We start from the raw sequence: 26,734 nt of genomic DNA on the forward strand, positions 1-26,734 counted from the left end.
TCCTACGTCAAACACCAAACATCTAACATACCCTCGCAAAAAACAAAAATTATTCACTAAATTTGTAGTTATGAGAAAGGAATTAATTGAAGGAGAAGATTATTATCTTTCGGACAAAGGTTTCAGGATCTTTACGGAAAAATATCTTTTAAATCGCGGGCATTGTTGCATGAGTGGATGCAAACACTGCCCTTACGGATTTAGTAAATTAATCGATCAAATTAAGAAAAAAACAAAACCGAGAACTATGACGTTTCAAGAAGAAATTCTTCAGGGAATTCCGGCGAATTTGCCATCAAAAGCTTTATACGACGCTACAATTAACCACGCTCCAAAGCGTAAAGAAATATTATCAGCAGAAGAAAAAATATTGGCATTACGTAATGCTTTGCGCTATTTTGAACCGCAACATCACGAAACGCTTATTCCTGAATTTAAAGAAGAATTAGAAAAATACGGTAGAATTTACATGTACCGTTTTCGTCCGAAATACCGCATGTACGCTCGTGATATTAACGAATATCCGGGAAAATCGTTGCAGGCAAAAGCCATACAAATGATGATTCAGAACAATTTGGATTATGCCGTGGCACAACATCCGCACGAATTAATTACTTATGGTGGTAACGGAGCCGTGTTCAGCAATTGGGCACAATACCTGTTAACCATGAAATATTTGGGCGAAATGACCGATGAGCAAACGCTGGTGATGTATTCAGGGCATCCAATGGGCTTGTTTCCATCGCACAAAAATGCGCCACGAGTTGTTGTTACCAACGGAATGATGATTCCTAATTATTCTAAACCGGATGATTGGGAAAAATTCAACGCCCTTGGTGTCACTCAATACGGACAAATGACTGCCGGATCGTACATGTACATTGGTCCACAGGGAATTGTGCACGGTACAACCATTACGGTTTTAAACGGTTTTAGAAAAATTGACAAAGAACCAAAAGGTAACTTGTTTGTAACTTCTGGTTTAGGCGGAATGAGCGGTGCACAACCAAAAGCGGGAACTATTGCCGGCTGTATTACGGTTTGTGCAGAAGTGAATCCTAAAATAACTAAAATTCGTCATAGCCAAGGTTGGATCCACGAAGTTATTGAAGATTTAGATCTTTTGGTAGATCGCGTTAAAAGAGCACAGGCTAATAAAGAAATTGTTTCTATTGGATATTTAGGAAATGTAGTTGATGTTTGGGAAAAATTCGATCAGGAAAATGTTACCATTGATTTAGGGTCCGATCAAACTTCGCTTCATAATCCATGGGCTGGCGGCTATTATCCTGCAGGGATTTCGTTTGAAGAATCGAACCAAATGATGGCAGATCAACCGGAGTTATTTAAAGAGAAAGTTCAGGAAACATTGCGTCGTCATGCAATTGCAATAAACAAACACACTGCAAAAGGCACGTACTTTTTTGATTACGGAAATGCCTTTTTATTAGAAGCTTCGCGTGCGGGAGCTGATGTAATGAATCCGAACCCAACATTAGGTCGCGAGTTTAAATATCCTTCGTACGTTCAAGATATTATGGGACCAATGTGTTTTGATTACGGTTTTGGTCCGTTCCGTTGGGTTTGTGCGAGCAACAATCCTGAAGATTTACAAAAAACCGACGCTATTGCTTGTGAAATTTTAGAGGAAATGATTAAAACATCGCCTGTTGAAATTCAGCAGCAAATGAAAGACAATATTCAGTGGATCCGCAGTGCGCAAGAAAACAAATTGGTTGTAGGATCTCAAGCTCGAATTTTATATGCCGATGCCGAAGGTAGAACCAATATTGCTAAAGCGTTTAACGATGCTATTGCTGCAGGAAAAATTGGTCCGGTTGTATTGGGTCGTGATCATCATGATGTTTCTGGAACAGATTCTCCGTATCGCGAAACATCAAATATTTATGACGGATCTCGATTTACAGCCGACATGGCAATTCACAATGTAATTGGCGATAGTTTCCGCGGAGCAACCTGGGTTTCAATTCACAACGGCGGCGGCGTTGGCTGGGGCGAAGTAATTAACGGTGGTTTTGGTATGCTTCTTGATGGTACTTTAGAAGCAGAACAACGCTTAAAATCGATGCTTTTCTGGGATGTTAATAATGGAATATCGCGCAGAAGCTGGGCAAGAAACGAAGGCGCTGTATTTGCTATTAAACGTGCAATGGAAGCGGAACCTTTATTAAAAGTGACCTTGCCAAATTTAGTTGACGACAATTTATTAAACTAAAATATTATGAAACTATTTAAACTATTACCTCTACTGTTGCTGTTTGTTATGGCTTCGTGCAGTTCGGTGCAAGTTGCTACAGATTACGACAGCAGCGTAAACTTCAGTCAGTTTAAAACGTATGCTTTTATGAAAGACGGTGTTGATAAAATCAATATTTCTGATCTGGATAAAAAGCGTATTCTTAAAGCGATTGATGAAGAACTAACTGCAAAAGGTTTTACTAAAAGTGAAAACCCTGATTTGCTAATTAACTTGTTTACCGATGCCAAACAAATTGTAAATGTAAATTCATTTTATGGAGGTTGGGGTTATGGAATGTACCGCCCTTGGGGATGGAATCCGTGGATGATGGGACCTGGATATCAATCAGTATCAACATCAACCCAAGGAATTCTTTATATTGATGTCTTAAAAGCAGCCAATAAAGAATTAATCTGGCAAGGAAAAGGAAGTGGTTATTTAGCTACCAAACAAAGCAAAAAAGAAGAACGTATTAAAGAATTTGTCACAAAAGTTTTAGAGACGTTTCCTAAATAAAAAAGCAAGGTTTAAAACCTTGCTTTTTTTTATAACCTATCAATTTCTTCCTGCGTTTTTTCCCAGTCCCCCATTGTTTTATTCAAATCGGATTTCAATTTTTCGTAAGCTGTGAACCATTTTGAATCGTTCATTAACTTTTCATAATCTTTAGCGAGTTCTAAATCGGCTTTTGCAATTTTCTTTTCCAAATCCGTAATATTACTTTCTGCTTTACTCAATTTGTTATTCAACGTCTTTAAACGTTTTTGATCGTCGTAAGAAAGTGATTTTTGTTGCTTTACAACAACTTCTTGTTTCACTTGAGTACTAGCATCTTTTTTCTGCTCAAAATCGCGCATATCGCTTGCGTTACGTTCTTCCAAAAAATAATTGATATCGCCTAAATATTCTTTTATTTTTTGATCTTTAAATTCGTAGACTTTATCGGTCATTCCCTGTAAAAAATCACGATCGTGCGATACCAACAGCAACGTTCCTTCGTAATTTTTCAAAGCCGCCTTTAACACATTTTTCGATTTAATATCTAAATGGTTCGTAGGCTCATCCATCAGCAACACGTTGATTGGCTTTAAAAGCAACATTGCCAATGCCAAACGATTTCGCTCACCTCCTGATAATACTTTCACCTTTTTCTCAACATCATCGCCACGAAACAAAAAAGATCCCAACATATCGCGAACTTTAGATCTATTTCCGTCTGTAGCGGCATCAATCATCGTATCTAAAAGCGTTTTTTCGCCGTCTAAATAATCTGCCTGATTCTGTGCGAAATATCCTAATTGAACATTATGACCAATTTTTATGGTTCCATCGTACTCAAATTCATCTTGAATTGCTTTGATTAAGGTCGATTTTCCTTGACCATTCTGACCTACAAATGCAATTTTGCTTCCGCGTTCAATGAACAGGTTGATGTCTTTAAAAATGATTTTATCGCCATACGCTTTGGTCACTTTTTCGATCTCTAAAACAACCTTACCGGGAGTTTGTGAAACAGGAAACGAGATATTCATAACCGAATTATCATCTTCATCAACCTCAATACGCTCTACTTTGTCCAATTTTTTGATAAGCGATTGCGCCATAGACGCTTTGGTTGCTTTGTATCGGAATTTTTCAATCAGTTTTTCGGTTTCTTCAATCTTTTTAGCTTGATTTTTCTGAGCTGCCAACTGCATTTCGCGCATTTCTTCTCTTAAAACCAAATATTGCGTGTATGGTTTATTAAAATCATAAATCTTTCCTAACGAAATTTCAACGGTTCTGTTGGTTACATTGTCAAGGAACATTTTATCGTGCGAAACCAAAACCACAGCTCCCGAAAATGATTTCAAGAAATTTTCCAACCAAATAATCGATTCGATATCCAAGTGGTTCGTAGGCTCATCTAACAACAAAATATCGTTGTTCTGAAGCAGTAGTTTAGCCAATTCGATACGCATACGCCAACCACCCGAAAAAGTATCAGTTAATTTATTGAAATCATCACGTTTAAAACCCAAACCAAGGAGTACTTTTTCTGTATTTCCCTGATATTGATAACCGCCTAAAATATCAAACCTGTGCGTTAAATCGCTTACTTTATCAATTAATTCGTGATACGATTCTGATTCGTAATCAGTACGCGTAACCAATTCTTCATTCGATTTCTGAAGTTGATCTTCCACGTACAAAATCTCGTCGAAAGCCTGATAAGCTTCTTCTAAAATGGTTCTTCCCTTTACAAAATCGATATCCTGTTTTAGAAAACCAATCTTAATTTCTTTGTCAAAAGCAATGACCCCCGAATCTGGCTCGACTTCTCCCGATAAAATTTTAAGCAACGTTGATTTACCTGCACCGTTTTTACCGATTAAACCAATTCTATCGCCGGCTCCTAACCGAAATGTGACGTTTTCAAACAAAAAATCTCCGCTAAACGATACGGATAAATCGTGTATATTAAGCATACTGCTATTTAATTAATTGTAGTTTTTTATAATATCTGGCAACATTGATATTCGGATCCAAAGGTACGTTATTTTCAATGTTTTGAATGAGTTTATCTGCAAGATATGGACCCAACAGCACGCCACGCGTACCCAAACCATTTAGAATGTATACGTTTTTATGTTGATAGTGTGATCCAACAAGCGGTCTACGGTCTTTAACTGTTGGTCGAACTCCAGCCACATGTTCAATGATTTTATACTCGCAATCAATCAATTTTTCCAAACCTTCGATTAATTCATTCTTTGCTTCATCTGTTACATCATCTGTTTTATCTTGCCAATTGTAAGTAGCACCAACTTTGTAAATATTATTCCCCACAGGAATAATAAACACACTTGATTTCACAATAGACTTCAACTTAAGACCTGATATTTTCACGTACAAAAGTTCTCCTTTTGTTCCATCCAATGGCAAATAATCAAAAAATGGATTATTTAACATGGAGAACCCTTCGGCAAAAACAATTTGCTTTGCTTGAATGTCTTTATAAGTTACTGAATCATTTTCGATGATTAATTCATCATAAATAAAAGATTCCTTCAACAGTAAGTTATCTCTTTGAAGATACTCCTGATATGATTTTACAAATAAATTCACATTTAAAAAACCAGTATTATAAACCTCTCCGAAATGATATTCACTATTTATGTGTTGAAATTTATCTTTTAAAAGATTTTGATTCAGATAAGGTGCTGTAATAGGATTATCGCAGGCAAGGAACCAATTATTTTGCTCTTCAATTGTTGCAAATTTTCTGTAAATAGGCAATTTATGGTAAAATGAAGTATTCAGCATTTTCTCAATTTCCAGATAAAACAAATCTGCCAACTTTAATTGTGCATCAGCCTCCCAAATGGATGTAAAACGTTTTAACACTACCGGATTAAACATACCACCCGCAACTTTTGATGATGTTCTTTGAGCATTATCAACCATAATAAATGACTTTCTGTGTTTGATACAAAACTGCGCCATACACAAACCAGCCAAACCAGCACCAACTATTATATAATCTACTTTCATGGTAAAAAAAAACTCTTATCTAATGATAAGAGTTTTATATATTAAATTACAAATTTAGTAATTCCATAAATCATCTTCCAAATCGCGGATAGATTCTTTAACGCGTTCTGCCTCTAATAATTGCATCATAGCATTACCTTGAACATACTCACTAATATTTCTGTCTCCATAAACGTTATCCGTTTTATAAATACTTCCAGAAAATTTACGAGCGTTGAATAAGTAGTCAAAATTTATCTTCATTGCAGGATTCTTCTCGTTGAATGCATATGAATTATACAAAGTCTCACGCGCATCAGGGAAGAAAATCCAGAATAAAGGTACTGCTTGTTCAAATTCTGTACCCTTAGTAGCTAAATCAATAACAACAGGTGCTAATCCTAACAAACGATACTTTAATTCACCTGCATTACGGTCTAAATACCACATACCCATTGCACGATACTCTTTTACATCAGTAGGACGAATTTCAGTAGTATAAATATACTGTTTATCAATTTTCCCATCAAACATAAATTGTTCTTTTCCTGCATCAGCAGTATCTATACGTACAAATTTAGATTCTAAATCTTTAGGATTCAATTTAAATTTAAAATTATCATCGTAATAAACTTCGGTAATTTTCTTATTCATTACTGCATCCTTTAAAATATTCCATAAAGGCTTACGGTCAATTGTTTCTTCTAAAGGAAAATAGTAAATTAAGTTCTGTCTTTGATCTAAAGGCAATACTTCCCAAACTTTCTTTTGAAAAACCACATCACGATCATTTACATATTCGTAAGGAATAGGTCCATCAGCTTTTGCATATATATCTTCAATTGATTCATCACCAATTTCACCAGCTATACGGGCATTTAGAATGTTATTTTGTGAAAAACTAACACTTGTAACAACTAAAGCGCAAACTGTAAAAAATAAATTCTTAAAATTTTTCATAAATCCGAATTTTATTATTGAATAGTAAATGTAGCAGATGTTGGGTCTTTTACAATCACTGTGCTAGGAGCACCTTCTAATTTAGCTTTTATATTTGTAATACGCACAACATCCCCAGGACGTAGACGACTAGCTTTCATTTGAGCACTCGCAGGAAGTGAACCACCACCAGTCACTACTTCTGACCCCATACCAGGGAAAATAATAGTAAATTGAGTCACTCTTAAACTAATTGGGAAATCAAAATCTTCCATTACAGCAGTAACTTTCACATCAGCCAAGTTACTTGCAGGTCCTTTAGCATCAGACTCTCCACGAATCTTTCCACTTGGACGAGGAATATTTTTAATTCTGAAAGCTTGTTTAGAAGTAATTGCTTTACCATCAGGCATAGTACCTGTTGCTGTAACAACCAATTCTCTACCAGAACCTGGTTTTAACATGTATTTTCCATTTCCAACCTTCGTTAAAGTACCATTATTTACTGTAGCACTAACTTTATCAGAAGTAATACCTTCAACAGTTATAGAAATAGGGTTATCTAAACCTACATAAACTACATTCATTTTATCTGCTGAAATAGTCGCAGAACTTGGACGACTTACTACCACATAGTTTGAATTTAAGATATCAACCACTACAGGTTTTCCATCTTCCATAAATGTAAACTTACCAGTAAACTTGTGTTCACCTAAACCTGAAGCAACAGATGTACCTTCTACCTGACCTGCTTTAATTCTAGATTGTGGAATAGTTGAACCATTAACAACTACAGAAGTAGGAACAGTAGAATTATCATAACGACCTAAAACTACTTTATATTTAATCGCTTCACCTTGATAATAAACCGCCTTATCAGGAATTACCATTGCTTGGTAATTTTTCATAGAAGCTGCTTGTTTTAACGAATTACCTAAAAACAAATCGTAAGCTTCGCGTTCTAAAACTTTAGCATCATTTTGTAATGAAGATAAATAAGCCATAGAAGCTACTGCCGGATATCCTTTAAAATGGTAATCTAAATATTCAACATCTTGTTTATCCTTATTCTTAACCGGATTTGTGTTGAATTTTTTATCGATATTTTCTAAAAGAAATTTGTAAGTTACATCATTTCCAATGATTGCTTTGAAATCATTACGGTATTTTTCGAAACGTGATATAATTTCTTTACCTTTTGCAGATAAACCATCTTTTTCAAACCATCCGTAATCAATTTCCTGCCCTTTGTCCATTTGTTCATAAGGCAATTTATTTGTTTCCGGATCATTTGTAAAACCTTTTGTAGCATCTCCTTTTAATGAACCTATGTAACCATAAAATTCAGTTGTAAGTTTTTGCACTTTTAATGCCTTTTCATAAGGTTCTGTATAACGTGCCGGTTCGTCTTCAGCTTTACCTGCCAAAGCAGTTAACAAAAACTCATTTGTACCTTGAGCATTTGTATTAGCATCTTCGAACTTTTCGTTCATTAATCCAAAAGCTGTTAAAACCTCTTTAGACATATTAAGCGCCATCATCGCGATGAACACTAAATACATCAGGTTAATCATCTTCTGTCTTGGGGTTTGTTTTCCTCCTGCCATGTCTAATTAGATCTGATTTAAAAGTTAATACTAATTAGCTGTTTTACCCATAGCAGATAACATTCCGCCATAAACTGCATTTAAAGTTGATAAGTTTGAAGTTAACGACATCATTTGCTCTTTTAACTTCAAGTTATTTTCAGCAACTTCTCTGTTAATATCTGCATTTTTAGTAGCGCTTTCTAATTGAACTTTATACATAGAGTTTAAAGATTCTAATTGTTGAGCAGCTTGTGCCATTTCTTCTGCGTATCTGTTAGAAGACGCAACTGTTTCAACTGTAGGAGCGATTCCTTTTGCTGCAGCCTCGAAATTTTTAATGCTGTCACGTAGACTTTCCATTAAGTTTCCGTCAATTTTTGCTTCTCTTAATATAGTGTCTAATTTTTCAGACAATAAACTTCTTTCCATTGTTGGTTGTGCTGCAACTACTTGTTGAGATGCTGCTGCATAAGCCGGAGCTGCGGTTCTTGTTTGAACTTGTGGCGCAGCTTGATTAGATCCACCGATTGATGTTGTAGCAACTGTACCTGTAACACCAACGTTACCTGCAACCTGCATAGCTCTTGGTTCACCACCTTTTAATTCAGGATAAACACGTGCCCAATCTAATTCATCATCTACAGGCTCAAAAGCTGAAATAGCGAAAATTAACGCTTCTACTAAAAGACCTACAGTTAACATATTGTTTCCGTTTAAAGGTCCCAATTCCATGTGTGTAATTTTAAATAAAGCACCTACGATTACAACTGCTGCTCCCATACCGTAGCAGAAATTCATTACTTTTTTTGGTATAGCCATCTTATCTTAAATATTTAAATTTTTAGTTAGTTTAATATGTTGATTATTGTGTATTAATTATTTAGCATTTCTACCACTTTGTGGTGCATTAGCTTCGTTTAACAATCCTGGACCTGGTGCTGAAACTACTGTTCTGAAACCAATGTAACAACGAGCAGAATCTGCATTTTCTTTGTCACGAGTAGCAACTTGTAAGAAATAGTGCGGATCTCTCCAAGAACCTCCACGAACCACTTTTAATGGATTTGTAGTTGCTCTATCTTTAGGTTTTAAACTTGATTGCATTGTATAGCTTCCTTCGTCATAAGCTGAATCTGTCCATTCTGCAACGTTACCTGCCATATTGTATAAGTTGTAACCATTTGGTTTGTAAGAGCGTGCTTCTGCTGTATATAAAGCTCCATCTACTGCATAATCAGCGCGATCTGGCTTAAAGTTAGCTAAGAAACAAGCTTTTTCATCTGTAGTATAAGGACCTCCCCAAGGATACATTGCATTTTTAAGACCACCACGAGCAGCATACTCCCACTCTGACTCACTTGGAACACGGTACTCATATAAATTATGGTTCATGTTACGATCAACAGAATATGCCTTTTTGTAAAGTGTTCTCCAAGCTGCAAAAGCTTTTGCCTGATGAGCCGTTACACCTACTACAGGATATTCTCCGTAAGCCTCGTGCCAAAAATATTCTCTGAACATCGGCTCATTATAAGAATAGTTAAAGTTTTTAACCCACGATGTAGTATCAGGATAAACATTAACAATCTCTGTTTTTAAGAACTTTGCCTGACGGTTTCTAACTTCATTAGAACTGTCATTCACGTAAGCATTCTCATCCCACCAAGAATATTTAAAGTTCAATTTCTGAACATCGAATGTTACCATTCCATTTAAATTTTGTTTTGCGGGAATGTACAAAGAATCCATAACCTCTACGTAATACTCGTCAGGGTAACGTCTAGGATCTGTAATCAAACGTGCTTTTTTATTTAAACGACGACCTGCATATTCATCATCATCCATAGCCATACTGTAGTAGTTATCATACATATAACGATCGTACGCTGTTTGGTTTTGATTTAATGAAGGGTCTTGAACTTCTTGAAATGCAAACGCTCCAATTCCACCTGCCGTAGCATCCATTCCCATTTCATCGGCCATAATTGCCAAACGGGTTCTGGTAATCGAATCTTTAACGAATTCGACGAATTTACGGTATTGGTTGTTTGTAACTTCTGTTTCATCCATATACATAGAACCAATAGTCACTGAACGAGCTGGTGCGTCTTCAGCTCCAAGTAAATCTTCATGAGTTTTACCCATTGTGAAAGATCCACCCGGAATAAAAGCCATTCCCTGTGGCTTTTCGGTAATCCAGCGTTTCCCTTGCGTTCCTTCTAGTAGCTCTCCTCTGTCACCAGAACCACAACTGAACATTAACGAGGCAACCGCAGTAAGTGTAATGAACTTCTTCATATATTAATTGGGGTTTTATTTTAAAAATTATTCAAAGCGTAAACCTATCTAATTATTTTTAAATATACAACGAAATCTTAAAAAAAAATTTAATTTATATTTAACAATTTATTTTAAAACATAGTTAACCTAACAGTTTTTTGTTTGCACGCCACCATCTGTCGGGCACAACACTTTGTAAAGATTGCTTGTAATCATCATAGCTACAAGGAAATAACACTTTACGACTGTCGTTTTCTAAACTGTTAATTTCGATCCACCAGCGTTCAGAAATATCGCTTTTAAAAAAAACCAACTCCTGTTCTTCCAGCGGCACTATATATTTTAAATAGGTTGATTTGCTAATATAAGGATATTCATTCATTCTGAAATTAAATCCTTCAACAAAATACCATAAAATCTGCGTAATTAACAAACTTTTTTGCGAAATATTATCGATATTAAAAATACCCAAGCTACTTACACGGTCGCTTAAGCCTGCGTAACGTGCTAACGCACAGATTTCTCGCCCATCGAAACCATTTGGATTAAACTGCGAAAAAAATCCTAAATCGGCCGATTTTACCGCATTAATATCCAAGCTTACAATATCGGCATCGCGCAATACGGGTTCGGCAATTTTAACGTCTGTTATGATTTCTCCCAAACGATAAGCTTCAAAATACATTTTATCAATCAGATCAATTTCTTCCTGCGAATTAAAATAGGTTTGATATCCCAACACGCTGAAATTATGCAGATTATGGGGCGCATCCATAATAATGCGGGTCATGAAATTCTCTGACGGATTTTCCACATCTGCAGCTACATCAATTTTATTATCGATACAAACCAGATTTACATTTTGTTCCAACGCATCGTATCCGCGGTACATACCTAAAGTTAAATCTTGCGAGCCGCCTAAAACAATCGGCACGATATTCTGCTTTAACAAATCGGCAACCAACATTTTTACAGCAACATAAGTATCTTCTATATTTTCGCCAGCCTCAATAGTTCCTAAATCGATTATTTTTTTTGTCCAGTTTCCAGGAAAAAGCTGATAAAGATTCTTTCTGAATTCATCAAAACCAACATCATCAATAGTATTTGAAACTCCGCGATTTTCATTCACCATAATAATTGCCAACTGCACATTATCTGTTTCGGGCAACGATTTTTGAGTATGAATTCCCATTGTTTTACCCAACGAATGTTTAGGCAACGTATTTATAAACTGCTCTAATTCGGCAGAAATAGGTTTTAAAATTTCGTACATCATAACGTATTATTTTTTTGTTATACGTTTAGTTGCTGTTTTAGTAGTTTTAGCTGCCGGTTTTTTAGCTGCGGTTTTCTTTGCAGCTATCTTTTTAGCCGGAGTTTTAGCTTCGATCATTTTTTGGATTTCCTCTAAAGTTAAAGCGGCTGCATCGATATCTTTATTCAATTCGATTTTTACTTTTCCCTTTAAAATAACCGATCTACCCCAACGTGCTTTTTCTACGCGGATACCTTCTTCTCTGAAATCGTGAATAACCTTGTCTTTTTCCTTTTGAATTTTATCTTCGATCAATTCTTCTACATCATTTGTTGAAAGATTATCGAAATTATATTTTTTATTTACGTTGATAAACATGTTGTTCCATTTGATAAACGGACCAAAACGACCAACACCTTTTTGAACAGGCAAGCCTTGATAAATGGCAATTGGCGCATCGGCTTTTTGTTTTTCTTTTATCAATTCTACAGCGCGATCTAACGTTACATCTAAAGGATCTTCGCCTTTTGCAAGCGATACAAACATTTCGGCATAACGCACATACGGACCAAAACGACCATTGTTCACTTCGACCGTTTCACCTTCGTATTCGCCCAATGTTTTAGGAAGCAGGAACAACTGTAACGCTTCTTCTAAACCTATGGTTCCTATGTTTTGAGATGGATTTAAACTTGCAAACTGTTTTTCTTCGTCTTCGGCATCACCAATTTGTGCAACTGGTCCAAATTTACCCAAACGCACCAAAACAACTTTTCCAGATTTTGGATCGTTTCCTAAAATACGCTCACCCGATTCACGTTCTGCATTTTTCTCAACATCGATTACCGTTGGATGAAAATGACTGTAAAATTCGTTCATCATTTTTGTCCAATCTAAATTTCCTTCCGCAATCTCATCGAAACTTCCTTCAACACGAGCCGTGAAATTATAATCTAAAATGGTTTCGAAATTTTTTACCAAGAAATCGGTAACAATATTTCCTATATCGGTTGGAATCAGTTTTCCTTTATCGGCACCCACTTTTTCCAATTGAGTTGCAGTTGAAATTTTATCGTTCTGTAAACGCAACACCTGATAATTACGCTCGGTTCCTTCGGCAGTTCCTTTTTCTACGTAATTACGGGCGATGATGGTTGAAATTGTCGGCGCGTACGTTGACGGACGACCAATTCCCAATTCTTCTAACTTTTTAACCAAAGCAGCTTCGGTATAACGAGCCGGGGGACGTGAAAAACGCTGTGTAGCTGTAATGCCGTTGCTTATCAAAAGTTCGTTCACTTTCATTGCAGGCAACAAACCTTCTTGTTCTTCGTCTTCATCGTCGTTTCCTTCCAAATAAACTTTTAAAAATCCTTCAAAAAGCAAAACTTCACCTGTTGCAACAAAATGCTGATTGTGTTTATTCGCAACAATGGTAACGTTGGTACGCTCTAACTGCGCATCGCTCATTTGTGAAGCCAACGTACGTTTCCAAATTAATTCGTACAAACGCGCCTGATCACGATCGATATTCACGGTGTGTTTAGACATATCTGTCGGGCGAATAGCCTCGTGCGCTTCTTGTGCACCTTTTGCTTTGGTTGAGAAATTTCGGGGTTTACTAAATTCTTTTCCGTAAACGCTTACAATTTCTGCTTCGGCAGCTTTTATGGCATCTTGCGATAAGTTTACACTATCGGTTCTCATGTAAGTTATCAATCCGTTTTCGTACAAACGCTGTGCTAACATCATAGTTTGCGAAACCGAATAATACAGCTTACGCGATGCCTCTTGTTGCAAAGTTGATGTGGTAAATGGTGCTGCTGGAGATTTTTTTGCCGGCTTGGTTTCTAAATCGGAAACCTTGAATTCTGCACCAATATTTTTTTCTAGAAAAGCCTGCGCTTCTTCTTGAGTTTTAAAGTTTTTAGGCAATTTTGCTTTGAACGATTTACCGTTTGCCGCAACAAATTCTGCTGTAATACTAAAAGATGATTCTGTATTAAAGCCATCAATTTCGCGTTCTCGTTCAACAATTAATCGAACAGAAACAGATTGTACACGACCAGCAGATAAACCTGCACGTACTTTTTTCCATAAAACCGGCGATAATTCGTAACCTACCAAACGGTCTAAAACTCGACGTGCCTGTTGTGCATTTACCAGATTATAATCTATGGTACGCGGATTCTCTATTGCTTTTTGAATGGCTGTTTTGGTAATTTCGTGAAAAACGATACGCTTTGTATTTTCTTCTTTTAACTTTAATTCTTCTGCCAAATGCCACGCAATTGCCTCACCCTCACGATCCTCATCGGACGCTAACCAAACCATTTCGGCTTTTTTAGACAGATCTTTAAGTTTTTTTACTACAGCTTTTTTATCGGCAGAAACTTCGTATTTCGGTTTAAAATCATTATCAATATCAACACCAATTTCTTTTGAAGGTAAATCGGCAATGTGTCCAAAGCTTGATTCTACCTGATAATCTTTCCCTAAAAATTTTTCTATCGTTTTTGCCTTTGCAGGCGACTCTACAATCACTAAGTTCTTTGCCATTCGTTTTTCAATTTGAAAAGCAAAAGTATAGGATTTTTTTAAATTAGCGTTTTTTTGACTTTTATTAATTGTATTGTTTTAGATTTTGTGAGATGGTTTTCTTTACAATACTCACTAATTCTTTAGGCTCGATTACCTTTATTTGGTGGTTGTGCGACAATATTTCGGACACTAGTTCCATTGTTGGAATTACCTGTAAACTAATTATTGTTTTGCCGTTTTCTATTTCGGTTTTTTGTGATTGATGAATTGGAAGTGTGCTGAAATACTTTCCATATTCTATTGAAGTTTCTATTTTAACGGTTGTTTTTTTCGAAAAACCATCCAAAGGTTTTGTTGTAACACCCATAAAATCTTTAAAGTGATTTTGAACATCGATTGTATCCTTTAAAATAAATTCGGTAGTTACTTCGCAATTGTAGATTCTGTCTAAAGCAAAAGTTTTCAACACATTTATTTTTAGTCCGTCTTTAATTTCAAACCCTACAACATACCAACGACTTTTACTTTCTTTTAAAGCCAGCGGCATTAATTTGCGTTTGTGTGCCTTGTACTGATCGAACTTTTGATAATTAAATTCCAGATGTTTTTTTAAGCAGATTGCTTCTTTAATAGTAGAATAATTTTCTAATCCGGTAACTTTTCGGTTATCGATCAAAATAAAATCGCTGTTTGAAACATCTTGGGCAATATTCAGCATCTTTAAACTTTCAATGGTAAAAAGCTGACTGTTCTTTGATGTTTTCTGTGAAGCATCATCCAACAAAATATATTTCATTTTGGCTTTATTGTACACGATTTTAATCTTTAAAGACGATTCAATATCTTTTAAATCGCGCTGAAAAGTTCGTAACGATACACTGTGATCTTCGTCTATAAAAGAATTTTTCAATTTATTATTTAATTCTTCAAAGGCTAAACCATTTTCGCCCTGAAGCTGAAAAATTTCAACAATTCGCGTTAACCTGCTTATTAAATTGTGCTTGTTTGCCATAATTATTCAAAAGTATTTTTAAAAAGTTCTTCGATTGCGTTTATGCCAAAGATATTGATATTTCGGGTGCCGATGCCTGCAAAATGATGTGATGTAATTTTTGGCTGGTATTTTAATTCGATGAAATTCTGCTGCGAAAAATCCCAATAAAACCATTGCGCCACATCTTGATTATACACAAAAACCTTTTTGTTGGTATTAATTGCCATTTGTACCGCCCAAGCAGTTCCACCTTTTACCTGCAACCTTTTGTTTACTTTTTTCAGGCTTGATACAGCATAAATTTCATCGGCACTTTTTACCTGAAACCAGTTTCGCGACAAAAATTTCAAGTATTGATTTATTTTAGATCGTTTTAAAACTTCATTGGCTTTCATAACATTTTCAACGCCTTCTTTAAACTCATCATCGGTTAATTCGTGTTTGTTTTCAGATTTATGATGTTTTGTTTTGTACGAATACGCCACCACCGAAACATTGAACTTTTCTGCAAAAAATTCAAAATACGAATCGGCACCTTCTGCCCCACCCGAATAACATGTATGATGATTTATGAGTTTCATAACGTAAATATACAAATTTAAAACGACGTAAAATGACGTGTTAAAAATATTCAGATTTCATCTGCCATCTTGTCACACAAATAATTTTAATTGTATCTTTGCAAATTGATTTAGTACACGACCGTGATTTATGGAAAAGGTAATTGAAGAACAAAAACAGGGTACAAGCCTGGTTTTAGATCAACAACAAAATAATACCAAAAAGTTATTTATAGAAAGTTATGGCTGCCAGATGAATTTTTCTGACAGTGAAATTGTTGCGTCTATTTTAGCGAACGAAGGTTATAATACCACACAGAATTTAGAAGAAGCCGATTTGGTTTTGGTTAATACGTGTTCTATTCGCGATAAAGCCGAGCAAACCATTCGTAAACGTTTAGAAAAATACAACGCTGTAAAAGCGATCAATCCATCAATGAAAGTTGGTGTTTTGGGTTGTATGGCAGAACGTTTAAAAAGCAAGTTTTTAGAAGAAGAGAAAATTGTAGACATGGTTGTTGGACCAGATGCTTACAAGGATATTCCAAACCTTTTAAAAGATGTTGGCGAAGGGCGCGATGCGATTAACGTAATTCTATCGAAAGAAGAAACGTATGGCGACATTGCTCCGGTGCGCTTAAACAGCAACGGCGTAACAGCTTTTGTTTCTATTACGCGTGGTTGTGACAATATGTGTACTTTTTGCGTAGTTCCTTTCACCCGTGGACGTGAGCGTTCTCGTGAGCCGCAAAGTATCATGGAAGAAATTAAAGATTTACACCAACGCGGTTTTAAAGAAATCACTTTATTAGGTCAAAACGTGGATTCGTATTTATGGTACGGCGGCGGATTGAAGAAAGATTTTGTGAAAGCAACCGAAATGCAAAAAGCAACGGCGGTAGATTTTGCACAGCTTTTAGATATGTGCGCAACAAGTTATCCAAAAATGCGTTTCCGTTTTTCAACATCAAACCCGCAGGATATGCACGATGAAGTAATTCACGTAATGGCGAAGCATCAAAATATCTGTAAATACATTCATTTACCGGTTCAGTCGGGATCAACTCGTATTTTACACGAAATGAACCGTCAGCACACGCGTGAAGAATATATGGATTTGGTTGACAGAATTTATAAAATTATTCCTGAAATATCGTTATCTCAAGATATGATTACAGGTTTCCCAACAGAAACCGAAGAAGACCACCAAGATACTTTATCGTTGATGGAACATATAAAATATGATTTCGGATACATGTTTGCTTATTCTGAGCGTCCGGGAACAATGGCTGCCAGAAAAATGGAAGACGATGTACCTGAACCGGTGAAAAAACGCAGATTACAAGAAATTGTAGATTTACAGCAACGCATTGCTATGGAACGTACCAAACGTTTTGTGGGTGATACGGTTGAAGTTTTAATCGAAAAAACATCTAAACGTTCAGATGAACATTGGTCTGGAAGAAATTCACAAAATACAACGGTGGTTTTCCCTAAAGCAAATTACAAAGTAGGCGATTTTGTATTGGTAAAAGTATCAGACTGTACATCGGCAACCTTAATTGGCGAAGGTGTAAGTTATTCACAAATGCAGTAGTTATTTGTTTCAAGTTTAATTTGTTTCAAGTTTCATGTTATGGCAACAATAAATAGATTTGAGGATTTAGAAATATGGCAAGAAGCTAGAAGATTAGCGAAAGTTATTCATAAAATATCTATTGAAACAAATTTAAAAACAGACTTTAAATTTAAAGAGCAAATTAAATCTTCATCAGGATCTGTCATGGATAATATTGCAGAAGGATTTGAAAGAGATGGTAACTTAGAGTTCAGACAATTTCTTTCTATCGCAAAAGGTTCTACAGGAGAAACTAGATCCCAATTGTATAGACTTTTTGACTGTGAATATATTAGTGAAAGAGATTTTGAGCAATTAAAAGATGACTATGAAAAATTGAGTGGGAAAATAAAAAATTTCATTGTTTATCTAAACAGAAAAGATTTTAAGGGAACTAAGTTTAAATAACAAATTCACATTGTAGATTTAACCTTAAACAAAAAAAACTTGAAACCTTAAACAATATAAAAAAGCTATGGAAAACGTTCAAAGCATCAAACAACGTTTTGAAATTATCGGTAACGACATTAAACTAAATCGGGCATTGGAGAAAGCCATTCAGGTGGCTCCAACCGATATTTCTGTTTTGGTTACCGGTGAAAGCGGCGTTGGTAAAGAAAATATTCCAAAAATTATACATGCGTTATCGCATCGCAAACACGGAAAATACATTGCGGTAAACTGCGGAGCAATTCCTGAAGGAACGATTGATTCGGAACTTTTTGGTCACGAAAAAGGCGCGTTTACAGGTGCTGTTGGTAGTCGTGAAGGTTATTTTGAAGTTGCAAACGGTGGAACTATTTTTTTAGACGAAGTTGGTGAATTGCCTTTAACTACGCAAGTTAGACTACTTCGTGTATTAGAAAACGGCGAATTTATCAAAGTAGGATCATCAAAAGTTCAAAAAACCGATGTGCGTATTGTAGCGGCAACCAACGTTAAAATGTTCGAAGCTATTGATAAAGGTAAGTTTCGTGAAGATTTATATTATCGTTTAAGCACTGTCGAAATCGCATTGCCGCCTTTGCGCGAGCGTGGAGAAGATATTCATTTGCTTTTCCGTAAATTTTCATCAGATTTTGCGCATAAATACAAAATGCCGCCTATCAAACTAACACCCGATGCTGCCGAATATTTAATGCATTATCGTTGGGGCGGAAACATTCGTCAGCTTCGCAATATTGCCGAGCAGATTTCTGTTATCGAAACCAATCGTGACATCAATCTAAAAACCATGCAGGGATATCTTCCCGAGCGAAATGCGCAATTGCCGTCACTTATCGAAACTAAAAAATCGGAAAGTGATTTTAGCAACGAACGCGAAATTTTATACAAGGTTTTGTTCGATATGAAAGCCGATTTAACCGATTTACGAAAGCTGACATTGGAGTTAATGAACAATTCAAACTCAACACAGGTTCAGGAAACAAACAAATCGTTAATTCAGCGCATTTACAATCAAAACGAAGATGCCCAGAACAAACAAACCAATCGATCTTTTCCTTTAAACGAACATACTTCAACTGCTAAAAGCAATCATCAAACCGAATTAATCGACGATGAAAACGAAGAAGATAATTATTTGATTGCCGAAACGATTGACGATGAAGAAACGCTTAAATTAGAAGAAAAAGAGATTCAGCTGATCAAAAAAGCGTTGGAACGCAACAGCGGAAAACGTAAGGCTGCGGCAGATGAATTGGGAATTTCGGAAAGAACATTGTACAGAAAAATCAAACAATATGATTTGTAAGCTTTAGTCTTAAAGTCAAATCTCTAAAGCCGTAAAGTCTGAATAAATTGAGAAGAATAAAGTGATCTAAACAAATCAACGATTCAACGGTTCAAACAAATCAACAAATGAAATTACAACATACATTATACAAATTTACGGCATTACTTTTCTGCTTGATTTTATCAAGTTGTGGCGCATACAATTTTACAGGAACAGCTCCAATTGACGCTGAAAGCTTTCAGGTAAACTCTTTTTTGAATAATGCCGAATTAATAGAACCGGGTATTGAACGTAACTTTACCATAAAACTTCAGGATTTAATTGCTGGGCAAACCAGCCTGACCATGACAAACACCAATGCCGATTTGGTTTACGAAGGCGAAATTACTCAATACCGTATTTCACCAATGACAGCAACTGCCGATCAAACAGCAGCACAAAACCGTTTGTACATCGCAATAAATGTGCGTTTCACCAACAAAAAAACTCCGGAAGACGATTTCGAAAAAACATTCTCGCACTTTTACGATTTTCCAGCGAACACTCAATTAATTGGCGGAACATTAAACACTGCTTTAGATGAAATTTACGAACGTATTACGCAAGACATTTTCAACGCATCGTTAGCTAAATGGTAAGTTTTATGAATGCACAGCAATACATACAGTGGCTAAATAATCCGTACCAATTAACAGCAGAAAATACGGAAGCTTTAAAAGATATGATTAGTGAATATCCGTATTTACAATCGGCTCGTGCGCTGTATTTAAAGGCATTAAACCAGCAACGCAGTTTTCTTTACAACAGCGAACTTAAAAAAACCGCTGCTTACACAACAGATCGCGACGTTTTGTTTGATTATATTGTTTCGGAAAATTTTGTAACCTACAAACCGCTACATATTGAAGATTTAAATGTGGTTGATGAAAATTACATTGAATTTAAAAAACCGGAACCTACGTTAGACGAAACCATTGAAAAACGTGTCTTGGATACGTTGGTATATATTGAAAATCAGGATAAGGAAACTGAACTATTTCATAAGATCGATCAAATTTCAAAATCCAAAATTGAAGCGAACAAACTGGATAAAGAAAATGCTTTAATTGAAGAAAAACAGGTTGCAAAAGAAGTTCCTTCAGAAGAAATCCATCAGTTAGAAGAAAATTTAGAAGTTGGTAAACCGTTAGATTTTTCAGAAAATGACAAATTTTCGTTTACAGAATGGCTAAAACTGACATCGGCGCAGCCAATTCAACGAGAAACTACTGAAATTTCGAACGAAAATATCAAACCAGAAGAAAAAATAATTGTTGAAGAAACAATTCCAACCAAACAAAAAAACATGGATTTAATTGATCGATTTATCGAAACAAATCCTAAAATTACCCCAAGTAAATCGGCGGTTGTTCCGGTAATAAATACGGAAAGGTTAAATGAAGATGAACCTTTCTACATGACCGAAACTTTGGCAAGAATTTATCTAGAACAGAAAAAATATCAGAAAGCAATACAAGCTTATGAAATTTTAATTTTGAAATATCCAGAAAAAAGTAGTTTATTTGCAAATCGAATTTTCGATATAAAAAAATTACAAGAGTTTAATAATATATAAAACAAATAAATATGTTTACGATTTTTTTAGTGTTAATCACCATTGTTGCCCTACTTTTAATCATTGTTATTATGATTCAAAACCCTAAAGGCGGTGGTTTAGATTCATCGTTAGGTGGTTCAACATCTATTGGTGGTGTACAAAACACAAATAAATTTTTAGATAAAAGTACATGGACTTTGGCAGCTGCTTTAGTAATTTTAATTTTAGTTTCTAGCTTAAGTTTCCAAGGTGATTTCTCTAGCGATTCTAAAATTTTAGATCCAAACACCGTTGTGGCTCCGCCAGCTGCTTTACCTACTGCAGGTGCCGCACAAGGTCAGGCTCAACCAGCGCAAAATACTCCAAGCGAGCAAGCGCCTGCCACTACACCGGCACAACCTGCTAACTAAATTATAGTGAAATACACAAATTAATGCCAGCTTGTCATAAGCTGGCATTTTTATTTCTGTCAAAATATCACTTTTACTGGTTGGCATACTTTTGGTCAAATCAATAACAAATCAATTATAAAAAAATAAACTTAAATAGTATGGCATTAAACGTTAAACCATTAGCAGACCGCGTTATTATTGAACCAGCTGCTGCAGAAACTCAAACTGCATCAGGAATCATTATTCCAGACACAGCAAAAGAGAAACCACAAAAAGGAACTGTTGTTGCTGTTGGTAACGGTAAAAAAGACGAGCCGTTAACCGTAAAAGTTGGCGACACTGTTTTATATGGAAAATATGCAGGTACCGATTTAAAATTTGAAGGCAAAGATTTCTTAATCATGCGTGAGGAAGATATTTTGGCGATTATATAGTTGTTTATTCGTTGATTTGTTTATTCGATAAATCGGAACAGATCAACAGTTAAACAAATAAACGATTACAGGTTCAACAATTTAAACAAAAAATAAAAATGGCAAAAGATATAAAATTTGATATTGAAGCACGCGACGGTTTAAAACGTGGTGTTGATGCATTGGCAAATGCAGTAAAAGTAACTTTGGGTCCAAAAGGGCGTAACGTAATTATTTCTAAATCGTTCGGTGCACCACACGTAACAAAAGATGGTGTTACTGTAGCTAAAGAAGTAGAATTAGCTGATGCGTTAGAAAACATGGGGGCACAAATGGTGAAAGAAGTAGCAAGTAAAACCAACGATTTAGCTGGTGACGGAACTACAACTGCAACTGTTTTGGCACAAGCTATTGTTAAAGAAGGTTTAAAAAACGTTGCTGCAGGTGCAAACCCAATGGATTTAAAACGTGGAATTGACAAAGCTGTTGAAGCTATTGTTTCCGATTTATCAAAACAAGCACAAGAAGTTGGATCTACTACCGATAAAATCAAGCAAGTTGCATCTATTTCAGCTAACAACGACGAAGTTATTGGTGAATTAATTGCCGAAGCTTTTGGTAAAGTTGGTAAAGAAGGTGTAATTACTGTTGAAGAAGCTAAAGGAACAGATACGTACGTTGATGTTGTGGAAGGAATGCAGTTTGACAGAGGATACCTTTCTCCTTATTTCGTTACAAATCCTGAAAAAATGGAAACGGAATTCGACAATCCATATATCTTATTGTACGATAAAAAAATATCTTCATTAAAAGAATTATTACCAGTTTTAGAACCGGTAGCACAATCAGGAAAAGCATTGTTAATCATTGCTGAAGATGTAGATGGTGAAGCGTTATCGACTTTGGTTGTAAACAAATTGCGTGGTGCATTAAAAATTGCTGCTGTAAAAGCTCCAGGTTTTGGTGACCGTAGAAAAGCAATGTTAGAAGACATCGCTATTTTAACAGGCGGAACTGTGATTGCAGAAGAAAGCGGTTACACGTTAGAAAATGCTACGTTGGAAATGTTAGGAACTGCAGAGCGCGTTTCTATCGATAAAGACAACACTACAATTGTAAACGGTGCAGGTGATTCTGATATGATTAAAAACAGAGTTAACCAGATTAAAGCACAAATGGAAACTACAACTTCTGATTACGATCGTGAAAAATTACAAGAGCGTTTGGCTAAATTAGCTGGCGGTGTTGCTGTACTTTACGTTGGTGCAGCTTCTGAAGTGGAAATGAAAGAGAAAAAAGACCGTGTAGACGATGCTTTACACGCAACACGTGCAGCTGTTGAAGAAGGAATTGTTGCTGGTGGTGGTGTTGCTTTGTTAAGAGCAAAAGCAGCATTATCAAGTGTTGATGCTTTAAATGCTGATGAGAAAACAGGTATTCAGATTGTTTCTCGTGCTATTGAATCGCCTTTAAGAACGATTGTTGAAAATGCAGGTTTAGAAGGATCTGTTATTGTAGCAAAAGTTGCCGAAGGTTCAGGAAATTATGGTTACAATGCTAAAACCGACGAATATGTTGATATGTTAGCAGCTGGAATCATCGATCCTAAAAAAGTAACTCGTGTAGCTTTAGAAAACGCAGCTTCGGTTGCCGGAATGATCTTAACTACAGAATGTGCTTTAGTTGATATTAAAGAAGAAGGTGCAGGCCAAATGCCAATGGGCGGCGGTATGCCAGGAATGATGTAAGATCCGTTTCAATATAAAATAAAAAAATCCGACTAAAATTAGTCGGATTTTTTATTTTACAAACCTTTACTTTTTTCTATCTCTAACATCCACTCTAGGTCTTTATCATACTTCGTTTTTGGGTTTTCATTCTCAATTCCATACTTCAATTCAAACCACTCTTTTGTTTTATAACGCTTGAAAGTATACAGATTTAAGGGAAAACTTCTAATAAAATCATTATAATTTCTTGCAGCTGTATCGTAATTTAAAACTAAATGATTCAGTCTTTTATGTTTGGATTCTAATGCGTTCAAATCACTATCATTCGATAAAGTATCTGCCTTAATTTTTAAAACTAATTTATTTAAATAATATTCATTTTCTGAAAAATCCAAGGTGCATTCGTTAATCATCTTTTGATTATTTATAATCAGATTTAAACTATCATTTGAAATATATTTATTGTTTTCATTTATCTTAGAAAGTAATTCTGCATGTAAGTAAACATCATTCTTTAACAAATTCCATTTTTCATCTACATCTTGATCCCGTTGAATAATTTCACGTTCAACAAAATACTTACCAATTGAAATTACAAGGAAAGCTGCAACAATTAGTGATATAAATATAATTATAACTTTTTTCATTCTATAAAAATAAAAAACTGCATCTAAAAAGATACAGTTTTATAAAATTAATTCTTTACGATTCTCTATCGTATTGGCAACAGCCATGTAAATTATCGTAAGTATCCTTTTCTGCTTTAACTTCTTTAGTATCGTGACCAGCTTTTGCAACCGATTCCTGAACTTTTAATGCAGTGGTTTTGTTTTCGTCGATAATCAAGTGAAGGGTTTGATCGTCTGAATGCCAATCAGCCGATTTTACTCCTTTTACAGCAAAAGCAGCTTTTTCAATACGTTTTTTACACATATCGCAATTACCCTTTACTTCAACATCAACTTTTGCGTTTTTGCTTTTCTTTTCCTGTGCTGTAGATGTAAATGCCACACCTAAAACAGCCAATAATACTAATAAGTATTTTTTCATTTTTCTTTATTTTTAAATTGTTAGTTATTTAATTTTAAATCGTAATCCGGCATAATACATTTGTCCAAAAATTGGTCCGTACACAATTGTACTATCAAATTCATTGCCAAACGGATCATCAGCTCCTAAAATCACTCTATGCTGTTGATAATTCCCAATGTTTTCGCCACCAACATACACTTCAAATCTATCAGAAAAAACTTTAGTTACCTGTGCATTGATTGTAGAAAACGGGTTGGTATATGATGCCAACTGATTTTCTGCCGAATTATCGCCTGTATAAGGTAAACGCTGCGCTCCTAACCAGTTCCAAGTAGCATCGAACTTCCAATAACTGCCGTTATTTTCGTGTGTAGTAAATTCTAAATTGGCAAATAGACGATGTTTAGCCTGCAATGGTCGTTCTAACGTTTTATCGCCATACGTTGTTTTAATATCGTAATATTTATACGCCGTTCTTAAGTTTAAATGTTTGATGATGTTGTAATTTAATTCGGCTTGAAAAGAATTTGCGTACGATTTACCATCTAAATTATAAAAATTAACGGTTCTTGCAGATTGATCCATATCAACTACAATCTGATTTTGGAAATCGGTGCGGTAAAAATCAAGCGTTAAACTAGCATTCTTTCCTAAAAAAGTAAAATCTTGCGACACACTTAGACCATAATTCCAAGCAATTTCAGGGTCCATTCCATAAGCTTTTCCGCCTTCGTTCAAAATATTAAACTGACGTGAACTTGCGAACAAATACTGGTTTTCTGCAAAAATATTCGCCAATCTTTTTCCTCGACCTGCCGATGCACGAAGGGTTGTTTTTTCCCCCGGATTGTAACGCAAGTGCATACGCGGAGTTACAAACGTTCCCAATCGGTTAGAATTATCGATTCTTCCACCTAAAATCAACGCTAAATTATTGGCATTATCATACGTATATTCAAAGAAAGCACCGTAGCTTGTATCGGTTCTGTCGAAATTTCTATTACCGTAATTTGCTACGAATTCCGAATAATCATCGTGCATAAAACTTGCTCCGGTAGAGAATTTATGCAACGTATTGCTGATGATAGAACTATATAAAAAGTTGGAATAAATACTGCGTTGTGTGATATCGAACTGGTTTAAACCAAAATACGAATTTTGTTTATGATAGCTGAACGAGTTCTGCCAACCGAAACTTTTGTAAGGCTGATCTGGGAAAACATAACCAACTTTTGTACTGGCATCAAACTTATCGGTATTTAGTTCTGATCCCCATTTTAAAGTTGATAATTTGTGTTGTTTCTTATCAAAATCAATTTCTCCGGTTTGTTTTTCGTCTTTCATGTAACGTGCCGTAATAAAGGCAATCCAACCTTTTTCAAGGTTTTGATACTGCCAACGGTTCATTACATTTACCTGACTTCCAAGCGGATTATCTAAAAATCCGTCGTGATTCATATCATTCTTTTTAACGCGGGTGTTTCCATGAACAAACAACGAAGTGCTCCATTTATCAGAAATTTTCTCATTAAAATGAGCATTCAATTCAAAACGCGCATCGGTTGATCCGTATAAATTCAAGAAGAAAGGAATATCGTTTCCTGGCTTGATCAATTCGGTATTTATCTGTCCCGAAATACTTTCAAAACCATTCACAACACTTCCCGCACCTTTGGTAACCTGAATACTTTCTACCCAAGTTCCCGGCGTGAACGACAAACCGTAAGCCTGCGAAGCCCCGCGAACACTCGGAATATTTTCTTCGGCAATTAAAATATACGGACTTGTTAAGCCCAACATTTTAATTTGTTTTGATCCGGAAATGGCATCTGAAAAATTCACATCAATTGACGGATTTGTTTCAAAAGATTCAGCCAAATTACAACAAGCCGCTTTTAGCAACTCGCCACTGTTCATGGTTTGCGAGTTGGTAATACCTTTATTACGTTCGGTATTTTTCTTGTTTACGTTTACAACCAATTCGTTTAAACTAGCTTCGGGTTGAATTTGAAACGTGTAAAATTGGTCTTTATCTGTTAATTCGGCTTCTAAAACCTCGTATCCTTCAGCATAAATATAAACTGCAGACGGTTCGTTTAAAGTAACTTCGAACATTCCGAATTTATCTGTAGTGGCAACAACGCTGTCGTTAACCGTAATATTTGCTTTTTCTATAGATGAATTGTAAGTATCTAAAACTTTACCCTTGTAAGTATCTTGGGCATAAATGTTGTGCACGCCGAACGCACACAATAGCATTAAGGTATATTTCATGAATTTGCA

Annotated in this window: 23 protein-coding genes; 10 read left to right on the top strand and 13 right to left on the bottom strand. The window is 35.6% G+C overall.

Annotated elements, in window-relative coordinates; genetic code table 11:
• The first annotated feature begins 70 nt into the window (after positions 1-70).
• On the top strand, positions 71-2,236 hold the full coding sequence (locus F0460_RS12730; RefSeq protein WP_190304153.1) for a urocanate hydratase: 2,166 nt from the start codon (positions 71-73) through the stop codon (positions 2,234-2,236).
• Positions 2,237-2,242: 6 nt separating this feature from the next.
• Positions 2,243-2,776 (top strand): DUF4136 domain-containing protein, encoded by a 534-nt coding sequence (locus F0460_RS12735; protein WP_150013800.1) that lies wholly within the window; start codon positions 2,243-2,245, stop codon positions 2,774-2,776.
• Positions 2,777-2,805: 29 nt separating this feature from the next.
• Here F0460_RS12735 and F0460_RS12740 read toward each other — a convergent pair whose 3' ends face one another.
• The 10 genes from F0460_RS12740 to F0460_RS12785 all read right to left on the bottom strand — a co-directional run bounded on the left by F0460_RS12740 (position 2,806) and on the right by F0460_RS12785 (position 15,955).
• Positions 2,806-4,728, bottom strand: coding sequence for an ABC-F family ATP-binding cassette domain-containing protein (locus F0460_RS12740; RefSeq protein ID WP_150013802.1), 1,923 nt, complete (start codon positions 4,726-4,728; stop codon positions 2,806-2,808).
• A 4-nt stretch (positions 4,729-4,732) separates the two neighbouring features.
• Positions 4,733-5,794: an NAD(P)/FAD-dependent oxidoreductase gene (locus F0460_RS12745; RefSeq protein WP_150013804.1), complete on the bottom strand. Its 1,062-nt coding sequence runs from the start codon at positions 5,792-5,794 to the stop codon at positions 4,733-4,735.
• Between the two features lie 54 nt (positions 5,795-5,848).
• Entirely contained in the window at positions 5,849-6,733 is an 885-nt protein-coding gene (gene porN / locus F0460_RS12750) for a type IX secretion system ring subunit PorN/GldN (RefSeq protein ID WP_150013806.1), read from the bottom strand.
• 14 nt (positions 6,734-6,747) lie between these two features.
• Positions 6,748-8,319: a type IX secretion system motor protein PorM/GldM gene (gene porM / locus F0460_RS12755; RefSeq protein WP_150013808.1), complete on the bottom strand. Its 1,572-nt coding sequence runs from the start codon at positions 8,317-8,319 to the stop codon at positions 6,748-6,750.
• A 30-nt stretch (positions 8,320-8,349) separates the two neighbouring features.
• Positions 8,350-9,120: a type IX secretion system motor protein PorL/GldL gene (gene porL / locus F0460_RS12760; RefSeq protein WP_150013810.1), complete on the bottom strand. Its 771-nt coding sequence runs from the start codon at positions 9,118-9,120 to the stop codon at positions 8,350-8,352.
• Positions 9,121-9,177: 57 nt separating this feature from the next.
• A complete protein-coding gene (porK, locus tag F0460_RS12765; RefSeq protein ID WP_150013812.1) occupies positions 9,178-10,599 on the bottom strand; it encodes a T9SS ring complex lipoprotein PorK/GldK in 1,422 nt (473 codons plus the stop codon).
• A 124-nt stretch (positions 10,600-10,723) separates the two neighbouring features.
• The gene (locus F0460_RS12770) at positions 10,724-11,860 is read right to left on the bottom strand and encodes a formimidoylglutamase (RefSeq protein ID WP_150013814.1); all 1,137 of its coding nucleotides are present in this window, start codon (positions 11,858-11,860) and stop codon (positions 10,724-10,726) included.
• Positions 11,861-11,866: 6 nt separating this feature from the next.
• Positions 11,867-14,398 (bottom strand): type I DNA topoisomerase, encoded by a 2,532-nt coding sequence (gene topA, locus F0460_RS12775; RefSeq protein ID WP_150013816.1) that lies wholly within the window; start codon positions 14,396-14,398, stop codon positions 11,867-11,869.
• A gap of 64 nt (positions 14,399-14,462) precedes the next feature.
• On the bottom strand, positions 14,463-15,392 hold the full coding sequence (locus F0460_RS12780; RefSeq protein ID WP_150013818.1) for a helix-turn-helix transcriptional regulator: 930 nt from the start codon (positions 15,390-15,392) through the stop codon (positions 14,463-14,465).
• Between the two features lie 2 nt (positions 15,393-15,394).
• On the bottom strand, positions 15,395-15,955 hold the full coding sequence (locus tag F0460_RS12785; RefSeq protein ID WP_150013820.1) for a hypothetical protein: 561 nt from the start codon (positions 15,953-15,955) through the stop codon (positions 15,395-15,397).
• A 130-nt stretch (positions 15,956-16,085) separates the two neighbouring features.
• Between F0460_RS12785 and miaB the strand changes: the two genes are divergently transcribed.
• From miaB to groL, 8 genes are all read left to right on the top strand, one after another.
• The gene (miaB, locus tag F0460_RS12790; protein ID WP_150013822.1) at positions 16,086-17,531 is read left to right on the top strand and encodes a tRNA (N6-isopentenyl adenosine(37)-C2)-methylthiotransferase MiaB; all 1,446 of its coding nucleotides are present in this window, start codon (positions 16,086-16,088) and stop codon (positions 17,529-17,531) included.
• A 39-nt stretch (positions 17,532-17,570) separates the two neighbouring features.
• A complete protein-coding gene (locus F0460_RS12795; protein WP_150013824.1) occupies positions 17,571-17,960 on the top strand; it encodes a four helix bundle protein in 390 nt (129 codons plus the stop codon).
• Between the two features lie 67 nt (positions 17,961-18,027).
• Positions 18,028-19,305, top strand: a complete 1,278-nt coding sequence (locus F0460_RS12800; RefSeq protein WP_150013826.1) for a sigma-54 interaction domain-containing protein — start codon at positions 18,028-18,030, stop codon at positions 19,303-19,305.
• Between the two features lie 107 nt (positions 19,306-19,412).
• Entirely contained in the window at positions 19,413-19,925 is a 513-nt protein-coding gene (locus F0460_RS12805; protein ID WP_150013828.1) for an LptE family protein, read from the top strand.
• Between the two features lie 5 nt (positions 19,926-19,930).
• A complete protein-coding gene (locus tag F0460_RS12810; RefSeq protein WP_150013830.1) occupies positions 19,931-20,902 on the top strand; it encodes a tetratricopeptide repeat protein in 972 nt (323 codons plus the stop codon).
• Positions 20,903-20,907: 5 nt separating this feature from the next.
• Positions 20,908-21,294: a preprotein translocase subunit SecG gene (secG, locus tag F0460_RS12815; RefSeq protein WP_150013832.1), complete on the top strand. Its 387-nt coding sequence runs from the start codon at positions 20,908-20,910 to the stop codon at positions 21,292-21,294.
• 140 nt (positions 21,295-21,434) lie between these two features.
• Positions 21,435-21,710, top strand: a complete 276-nt coding sequence (locus tag F0460_RS12820) for a co-chaperone GroES (RefSeq protein WP_129756842.1) — start codon at positions 21,435-21,437, stop codon at positions 21,708-21,710.
• Positions 21,711-21,808: 98 nt separating this feature from the next.
• Positions 21,809-23,437 (top strand): chaperonin GroEL, encoded by a 1,629-nt coding sequence (gene groL, locus F0460_RS12825; protein WP_150013834.1) that lies wholly within the window; start codon positions 21,809-21,811, stop codon positions 23,435-23,437.
• A 56-nt stretch (positions 23,438-23,493) separates the two neighbouring features.
• Here groL and F0460_RS12830 read toward each other — a convergent pair whose 3' ends face one another.
• From F0460_RS12830 to F0460_RS12840, 3 genes are read right to left on the bottom strand one after another with little or no spacing between them, the layout of a single operon-like run.
• Positions 23,494-24,066, bottom strand: a complete 573-nt coding sequence (locus F0460_RS12830) for a LemA family protein (protein ID WP_150013836.1) — start codon at positions 24,064-24,066, stop codon at positions 23,494-23,496.
• 55 nt (positions 24,067-24,121) lie between these two features.
• Complete coding sequence (locus tag F0460_RS12835) at positions 24,122-24,469, bottom strand: heavy-metal-associated domain-containing protein (RefSeq protein ID WP_150013838.1); 348 nt, start codon at positions 24,467-24,469, stop codon at positions 24,122-24,124.
• Positions 24,470-24,493: 24 nt separating this feature from the next.
• Positions 24,494-26,725, bottom strand: a complete 2,232-nt coding sequence (locus F0460_RS12840) for a TonB-dependent receptor plug domain-containing protein (RefSeq protein ID WP_150013840.1) — start codon at positions 26,723-26,725, stop codon at positions 24,494-24,496.
• Between the last annotated feature and the right edge of the window lie 9 nt (positions 26,726-26,734).

This window comes from Paenimyroides baculatum (genome assembly GCF_008629655.1).
Classification (GTDB): domain Bacteria; phylum Bacteroidota; class Bacteroidia; order Flavobacteriales; family Flavobacteriaceae; genus Flavobacterium; species Flavobacterium baculatum.

What these genes read in the sequence shown, in the direction of transcription:
- F0460_RS12730 (WP_190304153.1), top strand. Translation starts at nt 71, where the DNA reads ATGAGAAAGGAATTAATTGAAGGAGAAGATTATTATCTTTCGGACAAA.
- F0460_RS12735 (WP_150013800.1), top strand. Translation starts at nt 2,243, where the DNA reads ATGAAACTATTTAAACTATTACCTCTACTGTTGCTGTTTGTTATGGCT.
- F0460_RS12740 (WP_150013802.1), bottom strand. Translation starts at nt 4,728, where the DNA reads ATGCTTAATATACACGATTTATCCGTATCGTTTAGCGGAGATTTTTTG.
- F0460_RS12745 (WP_150013804.1), bottom strand. Translation starts at nt 5,794, where the DNA reads ATGAAAGTAGATTATATAATAGTTGGTGCTGGTTTGGCTGGTTTGTGT.
- porN (WP_150013806.1), bottom strand. Translation starts at nt 6,733, where the DNA reads ATGAAAAATTTTAAGAATTTATTTTTTACAGTTTGCGCTTTAGTTGTT.
- porM (WP_150013808.1), bottom strand. Translation starts at nt 8,319, where the DNA reads ATGGCAGGAGGAAAACAAACCCCAAGACAGAAGATGATTAACCTGATG.
- porL (WP_150013810.1), bottom strand. Translation starts at nt 9,120, where the DNA reads ATGGCTATACCAAAAAAAGTAATGAATTTCTGCTACGGTATGGGAGCA.
- porK (WP_150013812.1), bottom strand. Translation starts at nt 10,599, where the DNA reads ATGAAGAAGTTCATTACACTTACTGCGGTTGCCTCGTTAATGTTCAGT.
- F0460_RS12770 (WP_150013814.1), bottom strand. Translation starts at nt 11,860, where the DNA reads ATGATGTACGAAATTTTAAAACCTATTTCTGCCGAATTAGAGCAGTTT.
- topA (WP_150013816.1), bottom strand. Translation starts at nt 14,398, where the DNA reads ATGGCAAAGAACTTAGTGATTGTAGAGTCGCCTGCAAAGGCAAAAACG.
- F0460_RS12780 (WP_150013818.1), bottom strand. Translation starts at nt 15,392, where the DNA reads ATGGCAAACAAGCACAATTTAATAAGCAGGTTAACGCGAATTGTTGAA.
- F0460_RS12785 (WP_150013820.1), bottom strand. Translation starts at nt 15,955, where the DNA reads ATGAAACTCATAAATCATCATACATGTTATTCGGGTGGGGCAGAAGGT.
- miaB (WP_150013822.1), top strand. Translation starts at nt 16,086, where the DNA reads ATGGAAAAGGTAATTGAAGAACAAAAACAGGGTACAAGCCTGGTTTTA.
- F0460_RS12795 (WP_150013824.1), top strand. Translation starts at nt 17,571, where the DNA reads ATGGCAACAATAAATAGATTTGAGGATTTAGAAATATGGCAAGAAGCT.
- F0460_RS12800 (WP_150013826.1), top strand. Translation starts at nt 18,028, where the DNA reads ATGGAAAACGTTCAAAGCATCAAACAACGTTTTGAAATTATCGGTAAC.
- F0460_RS12805 (WP_150013828.1), top strand. Translation starts at nt 19,413, where the DNA reads ATGAAATTACAACATACATTATACAAATTTACGGCATTACTTTTCTGC.
- F0460_RS12810 (WP_150013830.1), top strand. Translation starts at nt 19,931, where the DNA reads ATGAATGCACAGCAATACATACAGTGGCTAAATAATCCGTACCAATTA.
- F0460_RS12820 (WP_129756842.1), top strand. Translation starts at nt 21,435, where the DNA reads ATGGCATTAAACGTTAAACCATTAGCAGACCGCGTTATTATTGAACCA.
- groL (WP_150013834.1), top strand. Translation starts at nt 21,809, where the DNA reads ATGGCAAAAGATATAAAATTTGATATTGAAGCACGCGACGGTTTAAAA.
- F0460_RS12830 (WP_150013836.1), bottom strand. Translation starts at nt 24,066, where the DNA reads ATGAAAAAAGTTATAATTATATTTATATCACTAATTGTTGCAGCTTTC.
- F0460_RS12835 (WP_150013838.1), bottom strand. Translation starts at nt 24,469, where the DNA reads ATGAAAAAATACTTATTAGTATTATTGGCTGTTTTAGGTGTGGCATTT.
- F0460_RS12840 (WP_150013840.1), bottom strand. Translation starts at nt 26,725, where the DNA reads ATGAAATATACCTTAATGCTATTGTGTGCGTTCGGCGTGCACAACATT.